The organism is Segatella albensis DSM 11370 = JCM 12258 (genome assembly GCF_000426565.1).
GTDB lineage: Bacteria > Bacteroidota > Bacteroidia > Bacteroidales > Bacteroidaceae > Prevotella > Prevotella albensis.
On record NZ_AUFP01000001.1, the window covers coordinates 282,462 to 302,779 of the forward strand.

The 20,318-nt window shown below is 38.8% G+C and carries 16 protein-coding genes; 4 read left to right on the forward strand and 12 right to left on the reverse strand.

Annotation, left to right across the window (positions count from 1 at the left end):
- Positions 1-1,158 carry a glycosyltransferase family 4 protein gene (locus K333_RS12590; RefSeq protein WP_024990138.1) on the forward strand — a complete coding sequence of 386 codons (1,158 nt, stop codon included), beginning with the start codon at positions 1-3 and terminating at the stop codon, positions 1,156-1,158.
- Here K333_RS12590 and K333_RS12595 read toward each other — a convergent pair.
- The 6 genes from K333_RS12595 to leuS are packed head-to-tail and all read right to left on the reverse strand — an operon-like array spanning position 1,126 to position 9,504.
- Positions 1,126-2,139 (reverse strand): glycosyltransferase family 2 protein, encoded by a 1,014-nt coding sequence (locus K333_RS12595; protein ID WP_024990139.1) that lies wholly within the window; start codon positions 2,137-2,139, stop codon positions 1,126-1,128. The two genes, K333_RS12590 and K333_RS12595, sit on opposite strands and share 33 nt — an antisense overlap.
- Positions 2,140-2,164: 25 nt before the next feature.
- Positions 2,165-4,180 (reverse strand): type IX secretion system anionic LPS delivery protein PorZ, encoded by a 2,016-nt coding sequence (gene porZ, locus K333_RS0101295; protein ID WP_024990140.1) that lies wholly within the window; start codon positions 4,178-4,180, stop codon positions 2,165-2,167.
- Positions 4,181-4,184: 4 nt separating this feature from the next.
- Positions 4,185-5,078 carry a glycosyltransferase family 2 protein gene (locus K333_RS0101300; RefSeq protein ID WP_027452238.1) on the reverse strand — a complete coding sequence of 298 codons (894 nt, stop codon included), beginning with the start codon at positions 5,076-5,078 and terminating at the stop codon, positions 4,185-4,187.
- Positions 5,079-5,678, reverse strand: a complete 600-nt coding sequence (locus K333_RS0101305) for a non-canonical purine NTP diphosphatase (protein WP_024990142.1) — start codon at positions 5,676-5,678, stop codon at positions 5,079-5,081.
- A gap of 2 nt (positions 5,679-5,680) precedes the next feature.
- Positions 5,681-6,634, reverse strand: a complete 954-nt coding sequence (locus tag K333_RS0101310; protein ID WP_027452239.1) for a YitT family protein — start codon at positions 6,632-6,634, stop codon at positions 5,681-5,683.
- A gap of 11 nt (positions 6,635-6,645) precedes the next feature.
- A complete protein-coding gene (gene leuS / locus K333_RS0101315) occupies positions 6,646-9,504 on the reverse strand; it encodes a leucine--tRNA ligase (protein WP_027452240.1) in 2,859 nt (952 codons plus the stop codon).
- A gap of 207 nt (positions 9,505-9,711) precedes the next feature.
- Here leuS and rd point away from each other — a divergent pair, with 207 nt between their 5' ends.
- Together rd and K333_RS0101325 are read left to right on the forward strand one after the other, a co-directional pair.
- Positions 9,712-9,876 (forward strand): rubredoxin, encoded by a 165-nt coding sequence (gene rd, locus K333_RS12820; protein WP_081657173.1) that lies wholly within the window; start codon positions 9,712-9,714, stop codon positions 9,874-9,876.
- 776 nt (positions 9,877-10,652) lie between these two features.
- Complete coding sequence (locus K333_RS0101325) at positions 10,653-10,889, forward strand: hypothetical protein (protein WP_024990143.1); 237 nt, start codon at positions 10,653-10,655, stop codon at positions 10,887-10,889.
- Between the two features lie 93 nt (positions 10,890-10,982).
- Here K333_RS0101325 and K333_RS12600 read toward each other — a convergent pair whose 3' ends face one another.
- The 4 genes from K333_RS12600 to K333_RS12605 form a co-directional block, all read right to left on the reverse strand.
- Positions 10,983-12,389 (reverse strand): acid phosphatase, encoded by a 1,407-nt coding sequence (locus K333_RS12600; protein ID WP_081657174.1) that lies wholly within the window; start codon positions 12,387-12,389, stop codon positions 10,983-10,985.
- A 52-nt stretch (positions 12,390-12,441) separates the two neighbouring features.
- Positions 12,442-12,975, reverse strand: a complete 534-nt coding sequence (locus K333_RS0101335; protein WP_024990144.1) for a hypothetical protein — start codon at positions 12,973-12,975, stop codon at positions 12,442-12,444.
- A gap of 81 nt (positions 12,976-13,056) precedes the next feature.
- Positions 13,057-14,202: a DUF5119 domain-containing protein gene (locus K333_RS0101340; RefSeq protein ID WP_024990145.1), complete on the reverse strand. Its 1,146-nt coding sequence runs from the start codon at positions 14,200-14,202 to the stop codon at positions 13,057-13,059.
- A gap of 3 nt (positions 14,203-14,205) precedes the next feature.
- The gene (locus K333_RS12605) at positions 14,206-15,381 is read right to left on the reverse strand and encodes a DUF3575 domain-containing protein (RefSeq protein WP_024990146.1); all 1,176 of its coding nucleotides are present in this window, start codon (positions 15,379-15,381) and stop codon (positions 14,206-14,208) included.
- A 147-nt stretch (positions 15,382-15,528) separates the two neighbouring features.
- On the opposite strand from K333_RS12605, the gene mutS reads away from it, so the two are divergent.
- Positions 15,529-18,195, forward strand: coding sequence for a DNA mismatch repair protein MutS (gene mutS / locus K333_RS0101350; RefSeq protein ID WP_027452241.1), 2,667 nt, complete (start codon positions 15,529-15,531; stop codon positions 18,193-18,195).
- A gap of 87 nt (positions 18,196-18,282) precedes the next feature.
- Here mutS and lgt read toward each other — a convergent pair whose 3' ends face one another.
- Positions 18,283-19,152: a prolipoprotein diacylglyceryl transferase gene (gene lgt, locus K333_RS0101355; protein ID WP_024990147.1), complete on the reverse strand. Its 870-nt coding sequence runs from the start codon at positions 19,150-19,152 to the stop codon at positions 18,283-18,285.
- Positions 19,153-19,186: 34 nt separating this feature from the next.
- Positions 19,187-20,290, reverse strand: a complete 1,104-nt coding sequence (ychF, locus tag K333_RS0101360) for a redox-regulated ATPase YchF (RefSeq protein WP_024990148.1) — start codon at positions 20,288-20,290, stop codon at positions 19,187-19,189.
- Between the last annotated feature and the right edge of the window lie 28 nt (positions 20,291-20,318).

The following is a 20,318-nucleotide window of genomic DNA, read 5'->3' on the forward strand; positions in this document are numbered from 1 at the left end:
ATGCACATCTTAGAGATACCATCTTTCTTTACTCCTTATGGTGGTGAATTTTGTCTAGAACAGGCAAAAGCATTGCAATTTCAAGGAGATGAAGTTCGTATTTTAAGTAATGTGCAGATCTCTATAAAAAAGAATTTCCGTCAGTTTCTTACTCTACCTTTTAATCGGTGGACAGAAGAAATTGATGGAATTTCTCTTTATCGCTCTTATCAACGAGGTATTCCAAAAGTCATTTATCCCAATGTACGTAGATGGCTCTCTATAGTGTTATCAATGTTTGATAACTATGTGGATAAGTGTGGAAAACCCGATATCATCCATGCCCACTGTTGTAAGTGGGCGGGATATGCTGCGATGCTTATACACGAGCGGTATGCTATTCCTTACGTTATAACAGAACATCTTCCCAAGATGAATTATGATATAGAATTCAAAGGTTATCAAAAAGTCTGGCAGATACCATTATTAAAGAAAGCCTACGAAACTGCTGACCATGTTATTACAGTATCAGATGAATGGGTAGATGATCTAAGTTGTTATTTTGGCAAGGAATATCGGCATACAACCTTACCTAATATTATAGATACACATTTTTTTGCTTATTGCGATCGTCAGCCTTTATCGGAACGAAATTTCCGATATTGTTGTCTTGCCAATAATGAAAGTCGTAAGGGTTATGATATTCTCATTCCAGCTTTTCGTCAGATGAGAAACCATAGAATAGAACTTCATATTGCCGGAAAGAATACTGATAGTTTGAGGAGAATGGTACAAGCATCAGCTCTAGATGCCAAGATTATTATACATGGTGAATTAGATAAAAAAGATGTAAGAACACTTCTTTATCAGTGTGATGCTCTTGTATTACCTAGTCGTAGTGAAGTACAACCATTGAGTATTATAGAAGCTTTGAGTACAGGTATACCATACATATCTACAGAGGCAGTACCTCATAATCTTCGTTTTGCCGATAGTTGTATAATCGTTCCTATTGATGATATAGCATCGTTATCTAGTGCAATGGATCAGATGATAGAACGTTATCCGGAGATAGATAAGTATCATTTATCCAACCTTGCTTATCATACATTTTCTCCATCTATCATCGGGAAGCAACTACATGAATTATTTCAGTTTTACGTTAATATCAGTAAATGAGATATACACCATTCTTATTATAGAAAGTAATTTCCATAAAACAGAATGACACATAGTCCATCGTATGAATTTTGTTTTATAGTTAAGATTTACTTGCCATAAGTTAGCCATATCATCAGCTTTTAGTTTTAGTTCTTTACAGTTTGCTCTAAAGGCATGCATATACAACTTATACATTCTTTCTGTGAAGAAAGCTGTTGTTTTATCACTTTTTATATGATATTGACGGGCAAGATATGCACATAAATTCGTTGTTCCGGTAAAAAAGAGAAAGAGTTTCTTTTCATCTGTAGTATTTGATACAGAATTCTCCTCTATACCATAGTTTAATGTTACATCCTGAAGATATGCTATTTTACCATGGTAAGCCATCATAAAAGCCAGTTGGAGATCTTCACAGTTGAAAGCCTTATTAGTGAAAAGATATTTATCCTTTTGATAGGCTTTCAAGAAAATATCTTTTCGATAAAGCGAAGTACATAGATGAATAACAGGGTTAGAAGTCTGACAAATGATATCCTCGAGCATCCTTTTGCCATCAGTAAAAGCAGAAGTAAAAATAGAATTTTCTTTTCTGATAACAGTATGATTGTTGTTATCATATCTATTCCATGCAGTATGCACTAAAGTCACATCCTCATGTTCTTCTAATATTCTGCTTTCCTTTTCCAGTTTCAGCACATCAGTCCAATGATCATCACCGGCACAGTCAGCGATATATTTTCCTCGGCATTCTAATAAGGTATCATAATAGTTGTCTATGAGTCCTTTATTCTTCTCATTTTGGCGATATTTTATGATCGATGGATACTTATTAGCATACTTTCTACAAATCGTGTCTGTTGCATCCTGAGAGCAGTCATCTCTCAGTTCTATCTCAATAGGCAGGTGACATTTTTGCATGAGGATAGCATCAAGCGTACGCCCAATTGTTTTCTCCTGATTATATGTGATGACAATAACAGATATTAGATTTTCCATTCTTATCGATTGGATAATTTGATATTTAGTTGATGATGGCTATTTTACATACAGTACCTTTATCGCCACTGCTTGTAGCCGTTTGTACCATATATATTCCACTGGCCACTCTTCTACCCTTCTGGTCGTTTCCATCCCAGACATACGAACCTCCAGTACTTCTTCCCTGATTCACCAATACCCCATTTGAGGTTACAATTTTAATATCAGCATGATATGAAAGTCCTGTGATCGTTATATTTCCTCTATATTCCGGTCTTACAGGATTAGGATATGCATACACCGTTTCATGGGTCATCGTGCTGTTAGGCTCACTGGAATCGGTTTTATAGGAACATAATCCTTTGTCAGTACCTATATATAACACACCTTCTGGTGAAAGAGCCAAACTAAGGATATTGTTCGATAGTAGCATACTATTGTCCCATGTGAAGTGTTCTAATTGAGTATCGTTATCTTCACTGATAAGATAAAGACCATTATTGGCAGTACCGATCCACTTCTGTCCACCACCATCTACAACAATACTTGTAATTTCAATACCAGATAATAAATAGTTACCAAGGTTTGTATCATCATTTCTTGGTACTATGATTTTGGAATATACAGAATTATTTTGTTCTATATCATTCCGATAAATTACAAATGGTCCTATATCACTACCTATCCAGATATTGTTTTCCAAGTCCTTGGCTATACAGTTGATGAAAGTGATATGTTCTTTTTCTCCATTCTGATTGGTAATATCATTATAAAGGTCCTGTTGATTGGTGTAAGGATGATATCTGAACACACCAGGTTTGCGCCAATGATTATTACAGAACCATAGATTATGTTCATTATCCTCAAACAAGTTGATCATATTTTCGTATGATTTGTTTGTTTCCAGCATCAAATTTTTTTGGAATAAATTAATCCATTGGTTATTCTTCAGTACGATTAAGTTGGTAGAAGGACTAATACTGTTCAGTGTCCATAGATTCCCTTCTGTATCAAATGTAATACCTTGCACCATCACATAGTCCCTATTGTCGTTACCCACGGTAGATGCAGTTTTGAAAGGACTCCCGTTATAGTTATTGTATTCCTTTACGAATTTCCCATTTCTGAACTCATACAATCCGGTTCTTCCACTTGCAAATACATGATTATCATCTTTCGGGTCAATATCCAGTGATGCGAGGTCAGCATAAGCATGTCCTGTTTTCTGGGATAAACTATCCTCGTAGATCTGCCATTCATTATCGTTATACACCTGAATGGTTCCTTCCTTACCATAATCATATGTGGCATGAGAGACGCCATCGGTAGTATAAAGTTTCCCATGATGATATTTCATAAAACCGAAATAATTATATTTCGGTCCTCCAGGGTTCAATTTTCCTACAATAGCCTTAAGTGAATCTTTATTATCTTCAGTTTTAGTCGTATATTCCCCATCCCTTTTCCAATTACTCCTGTTCAAAAGATTATCCGTGATAAGAGCACGATATCTGCCATTTTCAGCACTATAAGCATATATATAGTTTTGCTCTATCATACACCAGTTTACATTAAATCCGAGATGATAAGTATCTGTGATTTCCGCTTCGTCTATATTTACCTTTACAATTCCAAATCCAGTACTGATATATGCATATTTACCATATTGAAATATATCATTAATACTTTTATCGTTGGTAGTAGAAACATTATAATAATCCGACAGATTAGTAACCTCATAGTTATCCACGTCCATGATATCCATATTTCCATTCGAATAGATAATGAGCAGTTTTCTAGTCTGTCTATTATATGATATTCTCGTTATCTCAGTATCATTTAGGAAATCAGTTTTACTGAACGTCTGTATACTTTTATTTTTTGTATTATAAGCATATAAAGCATTAGAGGCTTGAACAAAGAGAATATCATTTGCCTTTTCTACATTTTGTATCTTATAATAAGATAAGTACGAATTCCATTTTCCCGCATTATAAGCTTTACCCGTTTGGAAAGTCAATATCAGAAATAATGATATGATGATACTTCTCTTGATCATGGTTCTAGGATTTAGTGTATATGATATGTGATAAATATAATAATCTATAGATATTAAACTCTAAAATGAGTGGCTTATTGCCTTTGAGACAGTGCTTTATACGGTTATTCACAATGTTAAAAACAATGTTGATAACTTTTAATTGCAGTTGATTAAAACTTAATACAATATCTAATAGTTTAGAATAACCTCTCAGTTGTTCTCGTTGCTCAAACAGTGTGTTCATCGCCTCCTCTATCTTTTCTATATAGATAGAATTGTCTTCGAATTCATTGAGCAATATCGGATTATCGATATGATATATAGGAATATGTCTTTTGTTCAGTTGTTTTCCCAAGAGAACATCTTCGTATCCATATTGATGAATATCCTCATTGAATTTTATTTCTTGCAGGATATGCTTTTTGATCAGAAAGTTAGTAGTTCTGAATTCATTATACTTATTCTTTCTGCGGTTCTCAATACTATGCTTCTTTTCACAGGATTTCTCATATTTCCATCTTAGGTTATTTCCCCATCTTTTTTTTGATTCCCCTATCCTTATGCCCCCTACCACGACATCGCATACCGTCGATAAATAGTTTCTGATGAAGGAAGGATTGCGGAGAGATAGATCACCATCAATGAAGAGAATCCATTCATATCGAGCTTCATCCACCAGAAAGTTTCTGATGGCAGAGCGTCCCACATTCCGTGTCTTAATGATATATCTTACATCATTTAGTTTCTCGATTTCTCTATTCAGGTCAACATATTTTTGTTCACTAGAACCATCATCAGCGACAATGATTTCATAGTTCAGGCTGTCAATATCCTCACATTGTTCATGCAATGCCGCCACCAGTTGTCTGCAATCGCAATTATAGGTGGGTAAGAGTATCGACAGCCTGTCTATCATTTATTCATCTTTCAGATGATCAGCCAGTTTAGCAACAGCTCTTGCACGATGGCTGATAGTATTTTTTATTTCTTCGCCAAGTTCAGCAAAACTCTTGTCATAACCTTCAGGTACAAAGATAGGATCATATCCGAATCCCTCATTTCCATGTTTCTCAGTAGCGATATGTCCTTCCACAATACCTTCAAATCTGTATTCACGACTGCATCTTACATTATCACCTTCTCTTTGTATTAATGCGATGACAGTGCGAAAACGAGCCTTACGGTTTTTATTGTTTCCCAGTTCGTTCAAAAGTTTGGCCATGTTAGCCTCGCTATTGTGGTCGGTACCTTCAGCATATCGTGCAGAATGAACACCAGGAGCTCCGTCGAGTGCATCAACTTCCAGACCCGTATCGTCAGCGAAACAATCTAATCCATAATGATCATAGATATATTCAGCTTTCTGATGAGCATTTTCTTCAAGTGTATTTCCTGTTTCAGGGATATCCACATCGCATCCAATATCTTTCAGGGAAACCACATCAAATTGGTCTCCGAGGATTTCTCTGATTTCGCGTAGTTTATTTTGATTATTTGTTGCAAAGACAATTTTCATGATTACTCTTTCTTTTCCAATTTCTTGGTATTCTTGATTCTTACCTTCATTTCATCGAATCCCTCACCATAGACACCAATTACTGCAGATTGAGATACAAAAGCATTAGGGTCTATCATCTTGATCAGTCGGAAGATTGTCTGACTTTCGTTCTTCTTTGCCAGAATACACAGTACCTTCATGTCGTTTCCTGTGTACCAACCATGACCATCGAGAATGGTTACACCGTGATCCATTTGTGTACCGATGGCATCAGCAATTTCCTGGTATTTATGACTGAAAATCATAAACTGTACACTCTCCCTTCGCACGTTCATCACGTAGTCGAGCATAAAGTTTTCTACAACCATAGTGCATAAGCCGAAAACTACAGTGTGAGCGCGGGTAAGAAAGTCAGCACCGAAATTAGGGATGAAGATACAGGAACCGATGATACATAGGTCGACAGCGATCAATACCGTACCCAGCGAGAAGTTATGATATTTGTTTACCGATGCAGCAATAATATCAGTACCCCCCGTAGAACCATTATGCAAGAATACGATAGCCAGTGAAGTACCCGTCATAATACATCCAATGACGAGCGACATAAATTCCTGTCCTGCTCCAAGTATTTGATGCATTTCACCATGAGGCCCTGTCACCATCCTTTGAGCAGCCCACAACAGGAATGAAAGCATAAAGATTGCATAAATGGTCTTCATTAGGAATTTTAATCCCAGTATTTTCAGTGCCATTACCAGCAGTAAGGCATTGATGATAAAATACGAAAAAGAGATTTCAATGCCGGTAGCATAGAAGATGATAGCCGACAAACCCGTGATGCCACCTGTTACAATTTTATATGGCAATAAGAAAACTGTCCATCCGAAGGTGTACAGCATGAGGCCGAGGGTTATATAGATATAATCCTTTGCCTCATTCCAGTATTCCTGTTTATTCAGTGTTTTTATCATACAGATAATTATTACTTTTTCAATACGATGTTTACGATTCGCTTAGGTACTACGATCACTTTCAGGATATCCTTTCCGTCGATGTATTTAGCACTTCTTTCGTCAGCCAATACAGCTTTCTCTATCTGATCGTTTGTAGCATCGGCTGCAAAGTTCATTTGGAAACGAGCCTTTCCATTGAAACTGATGGTAAGTTGCATTTCACTTTCTATCAGATATTTCTCATCATAGCTTGGCCATTGTGCGTCGCAGACACTACCCTCGTTGCCTAATGCGTGCCAGAGTTCCTCAGCGATATGAGGAGCGAAAGGAGCTATCAGCACTACCATATCCTGCAGAAGTTGACGATTGTGGCATTTCTGCTGACCCAATTCGTTTACTGCAATCATGAAGGCAGAGATAGAAGTGTTGTAACTGAATTTCTCGATATCCTCGCTTACCTTCTTAATCAACTTGTGTACACTCTTCAAACTGTCCTTGCTTGCTTCTTCATCGTTTACAGCCAACTGGTCACTATTCTTTTCCCAGAATAGATTCCAGAACTTCTTCAGGAAGCGGAAGCAACCATCGATACCGTTGGTGTCCCAAGGTTTACTTGCTTCTACAGGACCTAAGAACATTTCATATAGACGAAGAGTATCAGCACCATATTCAGCAATGATGTCGTCTGGATTTACTACGTTGTACATAGATTTAGACATTTTCTCGATAGCCCATCCACATATATATTTACCATCTTCAAGGATAAATTCTGCATCTTTGTATTCTGGGCGCCAATTTTTGAAAGCTTCAGTATCAAGGATATCATTCTTTACCAAGTTTACCCATACATGGATAGGAGTTGTATCATATTGATCTTTTAATCCCTTAGATACAAAGACCGGTGCCTTACTGTGATCGTCGCTATTTACGCGATATACAAAGTTAGAACGACCTTGAATCATACCTTGGTTTACAAGTTTATGGAAAGGTTCTTCTTGGCAGCTTATACCGTTATCAAACAAGAACTTGTTCCAGAAACGACTGTATATCAAGTGACCTGTAGCATGCTCTGTACCACCTACATAGAGATCCACATTCTGCCAGTATTCGTCAGCTTCCTTGCTAACGAGAGCCTCGTCGTTCTTAGGATCCATATAGCGCAGATAATAAGCACTTGAACCAGCGAAACCTGGCATTGTGCAAAGTTCGAGAGGGAAAACAGTCTTGTTGTCTACCAATTCCTTATCAACAATTTGTTTCTTCTCAGCATCCCAAGCCCATTTCTTAGCACGGCCCAATGGTGGTTCACCGCTCTCTGTAGGTTCATATTTGTCGATTTCAGGCAATTCCAGTGGCAAGCACTCCTCTGGAACCATCTGTGGCATACCGTCTTTGTAATATACAGGGAATGGTTCACCCCAGTATCTTTGACGAGAGAAGATAGCATCGCGAAGACGATAGTTTACTTTAACACGACCTATTCCCTTCTCGGTAACAAACTTCTTAGTGGCTGCGATAGCTTCCTTTACGGTGAGACCGTTCAGGCTGAAGCCATCCATACCTTGTTTTCCTGCAGCAGGAGAATTGGTGACGATACCCTCTTTGGCATCGAAACTTTCCTCACTAACATCAGCCCCCTCAATCAACGGGATGATAGGCAAGTTGAAATGCTTGGCAAAAGCATAGTCACGACTATCGTGTGCTGGTACAGCCATGATAGCTCCTGTACCATAACCGGCCAAGACATATTCTGAAATCCATATAGGAATAGCTTCACCTGTGAATGGGTTGATGCCATAGCTACCAGAGAAAACACCGGTAACCTTACGGTCTGACATACGCTCCAGTTCGGTACGTTTCTTCACGTAGTCGAGATATTTCTCTACTTCTTCTTTCTGTTCGGCTGTTACTACCTGTTCTACATATTCACTTTCCGGAGCTAGAACCATGAAGGTGACACCAAACATGGTATCTGCACGTGTGGTGAAGATCGTAAGCTTAACATCACTATCCTTCACAGCGAATTGAACCTCAGTACCTTCAGAGCGACCAATCCAGTTCTTCTGAGTTTCGGTAATAGAATCGCTCCACTTTACGGTGTCGAGTCCATCCAGCAAGCGTTGAGCATAAGCGCTTACACGGAGACACCATTGCTGCATTTTTTTCTGAACAACAGGATATCCGCCACGTTCAGAGACACCATTTACCACCTCATCGTTGGCCAATACAGTTCCTAGTCCAGGACACCAGTTTACTACAGTTTCGCCAAGATAAGCGATACGATAGTTCATCAGCGTTTTCTGTTTCTCGACGTCGCTCATAGCCTTCCACTCATCAGCAGTAAACTCGAGTTCTTCGCTCTGTGCGACATTCAGGTTGTTGGTACCCTCTTTCTCGAAATGTTCTATCAACTTTTCGATAGGCTGAGCTTTCTTGCAATCGTTGCAATAGAACTCCTTGAACATTTTCTGGAAAGCCCATTGAGTCCAATGATAATATTTAGGGTCACAGGTACGAACTTCACGATCCCAATCGAAGCAGAAGCCAATCTTGTCGAGCTGTTCACGATAGTGGGCGATATTTGCTTCTGTCGTGATGGCAGGGTGCTGTCCAGTCTGGATAGCATACTGTTCTGCAGGAAGGCCATAGGCATCATAACCCATAGGGTTGAGCACGTTGAAACCTTTCAGTCGTTTATAGCGAGCATAGATGTCGCTGGCGATATATCCTAGAGGGTGACCTACATGAAGACCCGCACCTGATGGATAAGGGAACATGTTGAGTACGTAGAATTTCTTTTTGTTCTTGTCTTCGACAACCTTATAGGTCTTGTTCTTGACCCATTCCCGTTGCCATCTCTCTTCGATTTCACTGAAGTTGTAATCCATTTGAATCTATATTATTTGTTTTGTTTTCTTATATAAAGAAGAACGCACACGCGTTCAAACCGCAAAATTACTATAAAATAGCGAGATAGCAAAATAATAAATAGGAAATTCCTTGGAGGGTATGGTTTTAAAAATTATATTTGCAACGACTTGAGATCATAATAATCTAAAGTAAGCATTTTATTAACTTATAAAAAACAAGACATTATGAAGAAGTATGTATGTAATGTTTGCGGATATGTATATGATCCGGCAAAGGGCGATCCTGATAGTGGTATACAGCCAGGGACACCTTTTGAGAGTATTCCAGATGACTGGGAGTGCCCTGTATGTGGTGTCGGTAAAGAAGATTTTTCGGCCGTAGAAGAATAGTTTTTCTGATCATTTATTTTTTCGCCATTCAATATATCGCAAATATGTTGAATGGCGAAATTTCTTTATTGTATTCGAATACCCGTATAATTGTTTACAAGATTCAGATAAAGTGGCAACTTGATGAATCATAGGGTAGGGGTGACAGATGACAAATGACAGTTGAATTCAGAAATGTTTAACGAACATTAAATTCCTTAATTTTTCATCGATAAAAGGTGCTCATAATTCGCGAATTTAAAATTAAAGACAGGTTGATTATGAATATTGAAAATATGAGTAAAATGTAATTTGGTGATTATCAGAGAGTTGTAATTTTATGCCTGCATATATCTTTGAAATATACTGGAAATATCGGCTTATTCAGTTAACTACATAAGGCTACACACCTATTCGTGTGAGTTTACGAAGTTAACTACGTAAGTCGATGAAGTTAACTGCGTTCAAAAATCCAATCTTTTGTGAATCATTTTTCGACCTTTTTCGAGTTTTGACGATTGTCGCATACTCTAGATGAAGCAAAAATCTTGTCAATTAATTTTTAACATTTCCATGGTAAAGTTTAAATTAACAGGATTCAAATAGAGAATATGCAACCATTATAATACCAATTGTGAATATAATTAGTAAAACATAATTATGGATTCCCATGACATTTAATAAAATCATCGTCTTTTTAGTTATTATCTGTATTATATTGCAAAGGTAAGAAAAATAATAGTAGGGTGAATTAGTAGAAAACATTTTTTTGATGATGTGCTAAGAATAATTAAAAGATGCTTAATTTGGGCGAAGTTTCGAGATTATATCGTATTTTCAAAAATACAGTACCAAATGGTGGTGAACAGTTGCTTGGTCATTTCAAGACAAGTGGCTCGTATATCGTTAAATTCCGCGCTTGTGTACCTGGTAAACAGTTTAAAGAGTATGTTTATATAACGAATCCAAGTATCGAGGTCGAGAACAAGAATACCACGAAACTTTATGCTCTGAACGACTTTAAAGTACGGTAATCTTTATTATTTATTTTTGATAAAATGCCCTCATACATCTTAGACAAAAAAATGTGTGAGGGCATTATGTTTAGAACGCAGAAGCGTCATCTTTTATTTAGAATTTGAAGTTGCAAGGAATTTTGAATATTCATTTTTGGCAGCATCTAATTCCTTGACAAATTCAGGAACAGCATGCAGACGGGCAAACATTACGGATGCCTGAATTCTTGCAGCGTCTACATCACTCTGCCAGTGATAACCGGCTATGACACGACTCTGTCCATAATCAAAACCACGCTTCAGAATTTCTTCGCTGCGTGTAGGGTTGATCTCTGTCAACAACAAAGCATCCATCCAACCAGCTAAGGTATGATAAGAAGGGTAGGAGCTACTCTTGATATGACTTGCTTCCTCTGAAGGAATAATAGTACCCTCGCCAAAGCGCACATAAGGACGCTTACGGAAAGACTGGTTCTTGAGAAATTTCCCCACTGCGTAGAGATCATTGCTTACTTTCTCCATGAGAGTCAATAGTTTTGGCAAAGTCTGTTTGTTTATCGTACTACCGAAAGCCTTAGAATAGTTGGTTGCAATATCTTTTGCCCACGCTGCAGCATCTGTAATTGCCTGTGAGCCTCTTTCGGTTCTCAACCCCTTGCCTTGCCAGTAGCCATAATAGTCTTTGAATATACGAATATTCATGGTATCTGGAGGAGCAGGCATAAACTTTCGGACGGAAGCATATTGATCAACAGGAAGAAATCCGTTGCTACTAGGGATATTGTTTATTTGTGTTTTCGATATCTTGATATATTCTTTCTTTGCAGACTCTAAGTCCTTACAGAATTGTGTGTCGGCATGTATGCGTGCATAGGCAGCGGCAGCTACCGTGAAGGCTGCATCTACATCGCTCTGCCAATGAAATCCGGCTATAACACGGTTGATACCATACTGATAACCACACGAAATAATCGTATCTTGGCGGGTTGGATTGATTTCACTAAGTAGTAGTGCCAAACACCAGCCTCGGTTGGTATGGCCGGAAGGGTAGGAACCATCATGAAGCAGATCCTCTTCATCCATAGGGTAGATGGTATGTTCGTTGAATTGTGCGTAAGGGCGACGACGGAAATAATATTTCTTGGCCTTGGTAACAGCCTGATAGGTAGAATTCAGGTATTTTTCGACCAAGTGATAGAGTTTGGGTGTACGCTCTTTGGTGATGGTCATTCCAAAGGCACTACTGAAATAAACCAATGTGCTGTCGAGGTCCCATACGGCTCCAAAGCGAGCTTGCTCTACACGTTTAGGGTTGTTTCTTTGAGTCTTTCCCCATAGATACTGGTTGAAGTCATCAACAAACGAAAGTGATGCCGTGTCAGGGGGAGCAGGAAGATAATTTACGGCATTTGGAAATTGATCGAGTGATAGATACAGATTTGTTGATTTCTTTTGTGCAAAAGCTATGGATGCTGATAGCAGAAACAAAATCAATAAATTCTCAAATTTATTATTCATAGTTTATATTTTAATTAGTTCTTTATTCTGTCTGTCCGGAATTTCTGAGGTATTAGTTCCATCCACTTACCTCACCGGAAAATTGCATGTTTTCAAGGTTTAGTATGACGTTTATCTCATAATTGTTTCCAGCAATGAAATTACGAGACTTAAAAGTCTTGGTGATAGTACTTTTGATTTCGCTGTATCCTTTCTGTAAATGATGGTCAAGTGTACGTATCTGATAAGTGGTTTCTATCTTGATAGTGGCATCACCAGATAAGATAAACACAGCAATTCTGTTGCTGTCGGCAGAGAGACTTTCCTCATGATGTAATACCTGATCATCTTTTACTGCTGTGACTTTAATATTTGATACCGATACCATTGTATTATGATTACTTTGTTCGATGATATTACCCATATTGTTTTTAACTCTGAAGTTTACTCGAAGTTTTGCATAATAAAATCTCTCACTATTACTGTTACTATTGTTATTTTCCGTAATAGTGAGGATTGGTAAACTATTCTTAATATTGTATTTATTAACATTTATTCCGTTCTCAAGGTCGGAATCCTTATTGCATCCTATTAGCATTGTTGCCATGATGCATAAGGTTAACAAAGTTAAATTTAATCGCATGTTTTTATTTTTGGTAAGTTAATGTTTTCGCTTGAGCGGAGAATTTTATAGGCCGATATCTATGTCGCCTCCTTCTTCCCATTTATCTACTTCGGCATCGAATCCGCTACCACTTCCGTCATCATCATCGACAGGAATTACATCTGGAAGTTTTGGTATTATAAAGCGAGGTCGAGGCTTTTCTTCACCGCTTGGGTCGTTCTCGTCAATATCTGTATTGATGATTAACTCAAGGTTTTGCATTGCTGGTATTGCTATCGCACGGGTGGCATCTGCATATGAGAACATATCACCTACACAGAAAGAAAGAGTGAGGGTGGATTTGTCACGCAAAGTATAGTTGAGGGTAAGACGGTTGAGAGAACTGTCTCGTTCTGTGACATCTTCAGTGCCGTGAGGAAGACCGAAAGTAGTAATGACGGTAGATACCCATCCGTTAGTAGCGCCCACGGAATCTAATGTTATTTTCCAATCATCCAATAAGTGTATACCGCTTTCTGTCGTATTGTGTTGTACTCCTGGCATATATCCGTCTGCCAGTCCTGAAAGACTACCAGCTAGTTTCTTCAGATTGGTGATGCCATTAGTACGAATACGAATCTCCAGTTTGATTGCCATGGGCTGAGGTATTTCCTTGTAAACATATACAATGGAATCAGAACATTCATCGCAATCTTCTGTTTGGAAAGCCTTACAATAAGAGGATTCAACCATGTCTTTGGTTATTTCTATTGTATCGTAGGCAAAAGCGAAAGGTTCAGGGTCACACATGTATTCAACTCCTTGATCCCACTTTCCATTCACATATTGGGTGAGTGGGTTAAGTTTGACATAAAAGGAGTCTATATTTTGGGTGTTGTGGAAACTGAGTGTACTGAACTCATCTGGAGTAAGATTGAATATCAGTAGACGATAGTTGTCGACAGGGCGTTTGAGGTCTATCGTATTTACGCTGTTGGTGATCTCACTTTTTACACCTGTATTTTCTCCATACGTAAATACGGACATACCAGTAGGGAGAGAACCAAAATCGGTCATCCAGTCTACATCCACACTGAAATTTGCATTGATTTCACTAAACTTATAAACATTGCGTCGATTGATGAAACTTTCTTCATCGCATGAAGTTAGTGCCGTGATGCAAAAAATTATGGTAAAAACCAAAGAGCAGGAGAAAAATAGCTTTCTCATGGTTTACCTCCTTTCTTTTTTATGAGTTGCAAGAATCCACACTAAACTGACTTTTGCTTTTGTTGGACCAAAATAACTGAAATTAGAATTCTTACGCCATACTAGCATTTTATTGTTGCAATGAGCTTCGTAACTACGATATGGCCCACCGACATAACCTGCGGAAATAGAGAATTCAAGGTTGAAATTCCGTTTGAGACGGCAGGCATATCCATAAGTAAGTCCTGTCGTGAAATATTCTCCTTGATGGCCCTTGGCATCCCATTCTAAATCGTAAAGACCACCACCGGCATATGCACCAAGGAAATGACCGGTAAGAGGTCGAGAGGATATGTTATTCTGCTTGTGGTTACGGTTGAACCACCAACGTAATTCACCTCCTGCATAGAATACCTCGTATGATCTTTCGTTATTATGCCATCTGTACCATGGAAACCATGTCTCTGCCATGATAGAGAACTGTTGCTTGCGACCTATCCATCTTTCCAATTCTATGTTTGGAGCCAAAGCAGCATCGTATAGTAAATTGGATTTTATAGCAAATAGAGGGGTATATGTAATGTAGATACTATCTCCATGAGTAGAAACCTCTGTTGATTCTGCGATGTGTGGAGTAAGTTGTATAGGTCGTGATATCTTTGGAATGGTAGTTTTATCACTCCGAATGGTATCGTACTTCGGATGTACAATAGTATCGGAAGAATTCTTGAATAGAGTAGGCTGATATATAGAGAGTTGAACATCGTGCCCTTCATATTCTGAATCATCACGATAAGGAATCTTAATGCCAGTATGATTAACGACACGACAGAAATCGACGAGAACGATGTTATTCACGCCATGATAAGTTTCTGTAAGATTATAGGTTTTGAAGTGACGCTCTTTGATCCCCTTGCGAGTAATAAGTGCAGTCTTTACGCGATTACATCTACGCATATTTTCATAGATATCGCCATCACTATAGCCAACTACCTTGATAGCACCATCTTTAAGTTTATGCTTATCAATACAAGAAAGAATTTTTTTTAGTCCGTTTTTATTAGAACCGTACATCTCCCAAAACATATCCTGTCCCGGACGAAAACGGAAAGCAACTCGACAAGAGTCGGCAATTTGTGCCTGTGTGACTAGAGTAGTTGTATAGATGAAAACCAATATGAAGATTCTCTTAATGCTCATGATAGTTACGCACTATTGTCCAAATGCAAATTTAAGAAATAAAATATTAATCTGCAATGATTTTTTTAAAAATATTTTAATTATTTGTATAAATGATTGATTTTGAGTAATTTTGCATACTTGTATCCTGCAAAAAGTAATTATAAAATGGCGAAAGATAAGAGTGGGTTAACCCCAATGATGAAACAATTCTTCAGTATGAAGGCTGAGCATCCTGATGCACTGATGCTTTTTCGTTGTGGAGATTTTTATGAGACATATTGTGAGGATGCCATAGAAGCTAGTAGAATTCTTGGTATTACGTTGACAAGGCGTAACAATGGTGGTAATTCTGGTAGTGCTGAAATGGCTGGATTCCCACATCACGCGCTAGATACTTATCTGCCGAAACTGATACGTGCAGGTAAACGTGTTGCTATCTGTGACCAATTGGAAGACCCAAAGAAGAAGCGTGAGATGATAAAAGGAAAGAAGGGTCTAAGCGAGATGGATAAGATGGTGAAGCGTGGTATCACAGAACTTGTGACACCAGGTGTGGCCATGGGAGATAATGTGCTCAATTACAAGGAAAACAATTTCCTTGCTGCTGTCCATTTTGGTAAAAGTGCATGTGGTGTAAGTTTCTTGGACATTTCTACAGGAGAGTTTCTCACGGGTGAAGGTACTTATGACTATGTAGAAAAACTTCTCGGTAACTTCATGCCGAAGGAGGTCCTTTATGATCGTGCAAAGAAAGCTGACTTTGACAGATACTTTGGTAATAAGCTCTGTACCTTTGAACTGGATGACTGGGTATTTACCGAACAAACTGCAAGGCAGAAACTGCTGAAACACTTCCAGACAAAGAGTTTGAAGGGATTTGGCGTGGAGCATCTTAAGAATGGTATCATTGCGAGTGGTGCTATCATGCAGTATTTGGAACTCACCCAGCATACTCATATCAATCATATCACATCGCTTGCTCGTATAGAGGAGGAGAAATATGTAAGACTGGATAAGTTTACCATCCGCAGTTTGGAACTAATTGCTCCTATGCAGGAAGATGGTAGAAGTCTGTTGGATGTAATAGACAGAACGGTGACTCCAATGGGTGGTCGTATGCTCAGAAGATGGATGATTTTTCCATTGAAAGATGTAAATCCTATCCAGAGCAGACTTGAAATTGTAGAGTATTTCTTTAAAGAACCGGAGTTCAGACAGGTTATAGATGATGAATTTCATCGCATGGGCGATTTGGAACGTATCATCTCAAAAGTAGCTGTAGGCAGAGTTTCGCCTCGTGAGGTTGTACAGTTGAAAAATGCATTGGCGGCTATTCAACCCGTAAAGTCGGCTTGTCTATATGCGAAGAACGATGCCTTGAAACGATTGGGAGAACGGTTGAATCTGTGTGAGAGTATTCGTGATAGAATAAATAAGGAAATTCAACCAGACCCTCCTCAGCTTGTCAATAAGGGTGATGTGATAGCTCCTGGATATAGTAAGGAACTTGATGATTTAAGATCTATCCGTGATCATGGAAAACAGTATCTCATGGAAATTCAAAATCGTGAGATAGAGCAGACCGGAATCTCAAGTCTGAAGATAGGATTTAACAATGTTTTTGGCTATTATCTTGAGGTGAGAAATACCTATAAGGATAAAGTTCCTGAGGGATGGATCCGTAAACAGACTTTAGCGAATGCTGAGCGTTATATCACACAAGAACTAAAAGAATATGAAGAGAAAATCTTAGGTGCAGATGATAAAATTCTCTCTATGGAGGCACAACTCTTTAATGAATTGGTAGCTGATATGCAGGAATTTATCCCACAGATTCAGATTAATGCCAATCTGGTGGCTCATCTCGATTGCCTGTTGAGTTTTGCCAAGATATCACAAGAAAATCAATATGTACGACCAGTCGTTGATAATAGTGATGTGATAGATATCAAGAAAGGAAGACATGCTGTGATAGAGACACAGTTGCCAATAGGGGAGAAGTATGTTGCCAATGATGTGTATCTGGATACGGAAAAACAACAGATAATGATGATTACCGGTCCTAATATGGCTGGTAAATCAGCTCTTTTGCGTCAGACTGCATTGATCGTGTTATTAGCACAGATAGGTTGTTTCGTTCCTGCTGAAAGTGCAAGAATTGGTTTGGTAGATAAGATATTTACCCGTGTAGGAGCTTCGGATAATATTGCTTTAGGTGAATCTACATTTATGGTGGAGATGACGGAAGCTGCGAATATTCTAAATAATGTTACGCCGAAGAGTTTAGTATTATTTGATGAATTGGGTCGTGGTACCTCTACCTATGATGGTATTTCAATAGCTTGGGCTATTGTGGAATATTTACATGAACATGAGAAATCAAGGGCTCGCACACTTTTTGCCACTCACTATCATGAATTGAATGAGATGGAGAAACTCTTTGCTCGCATCAAGAATTATAATGTGAGTGTTAAGGAGATAGATGGTAAAGTGATATTCCTCCGTAAACTGGAGAAGGGTGGTAGTGAGCATAGTTTTGGTATTCACGTGGCTGAGATTGCCGGTATGCCTCGAAGTATTGTGAAACGTGCCAATGTAATTTTGAAGCAACTGGAGGCAGAAAATGAGGGTGTTGGTTCGGTCGGTAAACCATCGACGAAGGAGAAACTACAGAAGGTAGACAATGGTGTCCAGTTGAGTTTCTTTCAGTTGGATGATCCCGTGCTGGAACAGATCAGAGATGAAATCCTTGGTTTGGATATAAATAATTTGACCCCTGTAGAGGCATTGAACAAACTAAACGAGATTAAGAAAATCGTAAAAGGAAAATAACTTGGAAGGGTAGTGATAATCACATAGAAAAAGCGAACTTCTCGAAGAGGAGTTCGCTTTTGTGATATTATAAATAGAAAGTTATTTTTATTTTTTGAAATCCATTGTTGTCACGCGATGACGTGATGTAACTATCGCCCAAATACCAATTGCGATGAGCGGAATACTTAGTATCTGTCCCATATCGATAGGAAGTCCTGCTTCGAAGGCCTCTTGGATTTCCTTGGTATATTCTATAAAGAATCGCGCAACGAAAATAAAGGTGAGACAGATGCCGAAATAGAGTCCTGATCCCACACTCTTTGGACCTTTATGGCGATAGATAAGTAAAATGGTGGTAAAAATCAGAACGTAGATGATAGCTTCGTAAAGCTGTCCTGGATGTCGTGGCTCGTGGGCTATAGAAGGTTCTCCGTTCAGGAAGATGAATGCCCATGGAACATTGGTAACTTTACCGACAATTTCAGAATTCATCAAGTTACCAAGTCGGATAAAGGCAGCGGCGATTCCGGAACAAATACCCATATTGTCGAGAACTACCCAGCCTGGTACTTTTGTGTTGCGGCAATAGAGCCAAATAGCTATAAGTAGTCCAATGACACCACCATGCGAAGCTAAACCTGCATACCCTGTAATCTTGATTCCGCCTTCTGGTAGGAAATGAATGGGGACAATCATCTCTATCAGGTGCTTACCACTTGACAGAAAATAGTCTGGTTCGTAGAATAGGCAATGTCCTAATCGACTACCGATGAGTGCACCAAAGAAGATATAGAACATCAATGGATCAAACTTCTCGTCTGGAATTTGCTGTTGTTTGTAGAGTTTCATCATGAGGAAGTAACCCAAAGTAAGGCCTATAGCCCAGCAGACAGCATAATAACGCACTGAATATGACCCAATATGGAAAAATACTGGGTCAGGCTGCCATACGATGTAATTCAGTATATCTAACATATTCTATTTATGTTTATCTCTCGCCAAGAAGTTATTATACATTGAAGCGGAAGTGCATGATATCGCCATCCTGAACAACGTATTCCTTGCCCTCAATGCCTAATTTTCCGGCCTCGCGGACAGCGGCTTCGCTTCCATATTTGATATAATCTTCGTATTTGATAACTTCAGCACGGATGAATCCCTTTTCAAAGTCGGTATGGATGACACCTGCACACTGAGGAGCTTTCCACCCCTTGTGGTATGTCCATGCCTTAACTTCCATTTCACCAGCGGTGATGAAGGTTTCGAGGTTCAGAAGAGCATAGGCTTTTTTGATAAGGCGGTTGACACCACTTTCTTCAAGTCCAAGTTCGTCGAGAAACATCTTCTTGTCTTCGTATGTTTCAAGAGAAGCGATATCTTCCTCGGTCTTTGCTGCGATAATCATAGCTTCTGCACCTTCCTTTGCTGCAACCTCTTCGATTTTCTTAGAGTATTCATTTCCAGTCTTAGCACTAGATTCATCAACGTTGCAAACGTATAATACAGGTTTGGTGGTAAGAAGGAACAAATCGTGTGCAGCCTGAATTTCCTCTTTGCTTTCGAAAGATACTTCACGAGCATTCTTGCCTTGCTCTAGAACTTCTTTATAAGCTTCGAGAACATTAACTAAAGTCTTTGCATCCTTATTGCCAGACGCTGCTATCTTTTGCTGCTTAGCAAGTTGAGACTCTATAGTTTCAAGGTCTTTCAACTGAAGCTCGGTATCGATGATTTCTTTGTCGGCAATAGGGTCGACAGCCATGCCACCTTCTCTCACGATATTGTCATCATCGAAACAACGGATGACGTGGATGATAGCATCACACTCACGGATGTTTCCGAGGAATTTATTTCCAAGACCTTCGCCTTTGGAAGCACCTTTTACAAGACCAGCAATATCGACGATTTCGCAAGTTGCAGGGACAATTCGTCCTGGATGAACGATTTCTGCCAATTTATTGAGACGTTCATCAGGAACGGTGATAACACCAAGATTAGGTTCTATCGTACAGAAAGGGAAGTTTGCCGACTGTGCCTTTGCACTTGACAAACAATTGAATAGTGTAGACTTTCCCACGTTTGGGAGACCTACAATACCACATTTTAATGCCATATCTTATTTAAACGTTTAAATGAGCTAG

What these genes read in the sequence shown, in the direction of transcription:
- K333_RS12595 (WP_024990139.1), bottom strand. Translation starts at nt 2,139, where the DNA reads ATGGAAAATCTAATATCTGTTATTGTCATCACATATAATCAGGAGAAA.
- ychF (WP_024990148.1), bottom strand. Translation starts at nt 20,290, where the DNA reads ATGGCATTAAAATGTGGTATTGTAGGTCTCCCAAACGTGGGAAAGTCT.
- K333_RS0101300 (WP_027452238.1), bottom strand. Translation starts at nt 5,078, where the DNA reads ATGATAGACAGGCTGTCGATACTCTTACCCACCTATAATTGCGATTGC.
- lgt (WP_024990147.1), bottom strand. Translation starts at nt 19,152, where the DNA reads ATGTTAGATATACTGAATTACATCGTATGGCAGCCTGACCCAGTATTT.
- mutS (WP_027452241.1), top strand. Translation starts at nt 15,529, where the DNA reads ATGGCGAAAGATAAGAGTGGGTTAACCCCAATGATGAAACAATTCTTC.
- leuS (WP_027452240.1), bottom strand. Translation starts at nt 9,504, where the DNA reads ATGGATTACAACTTCAGTGAAATCGAAGAGAGATGGCAACGGGAATGG.
- K333_RS12600 (WP_081657174.1), bottom strand. Translation starts at nt 12,389, where the DNA reads ATGAATAATAAATTTGAGAATTTATTGATTTTGTTTCTGCTATCAGCA.
- K333_RS12605 (WP_024990146.1), bottom strand. Translation starts at nt 15,381, where the DNA reads ATGAGCATTAAGAGAATCTTCATATTGGTTTTCATCTATACAACTACT.
- K333_RS0101340 (WP_024990145.1), bottom strand. Translation starts at nt 14,202, where the DNA reads ATGAGAAAGCTATTTTTCTCCTGCTCTTTGGTTTTTACCATAATTTTT.
- K333_RS0101310 (WP_027452239.1), bottom strand. Translation starts at nt 6,634, where the DNA reads ATGATAAAAACACTGAATAAACAGGAATACTGGAATGAGGCAAAGGAT.
- K333_RS0101335 (WP_024990144.1), bottom strand. Translation starts at nt 12,975, where the DNA reads ATGGCAACAATGCTAATAGGATGCAATAAGGATTCCGACCTTGAGAAC.
- porZ (WP_024990140.1), bottom strand. Translation starts at nt 4,180, where the DNA reads ATGATCAAGAGAAGTATCATCATATCATTATTTCTGATATTGACTTTC.
- K333_RS0101325 (WP_024990143.1), top strand. Translation starts at nt 10,653, where the DNA reads ATGCTTAATTTGGGCGAAGTTTCGAGATTATATCGTATTTTCAAAAAT.
- rd (WP_081657173.1), top strand. Translation starts at nt 9,712, where the DNA reads ATGAAGAAGTATGTATGTAATGTTTGCGGATATGTATATGATCCGGCA.
- K333_RS0101305 (WP_024990142.1), bottom strand. Translation starts at nt 5,678, where the DNA reads ATGAAAATTGTCTTTGCAACAAATAATCAAAATAAACTACGCGAAATC.
- K333_RS12590 (WP_024990138.1), top strand. Translation starts at nt 1, where the DNA reads ATGCACATCTTAGAGATACCATCTTTCTTTACTCCTTATGGTGGTGAA.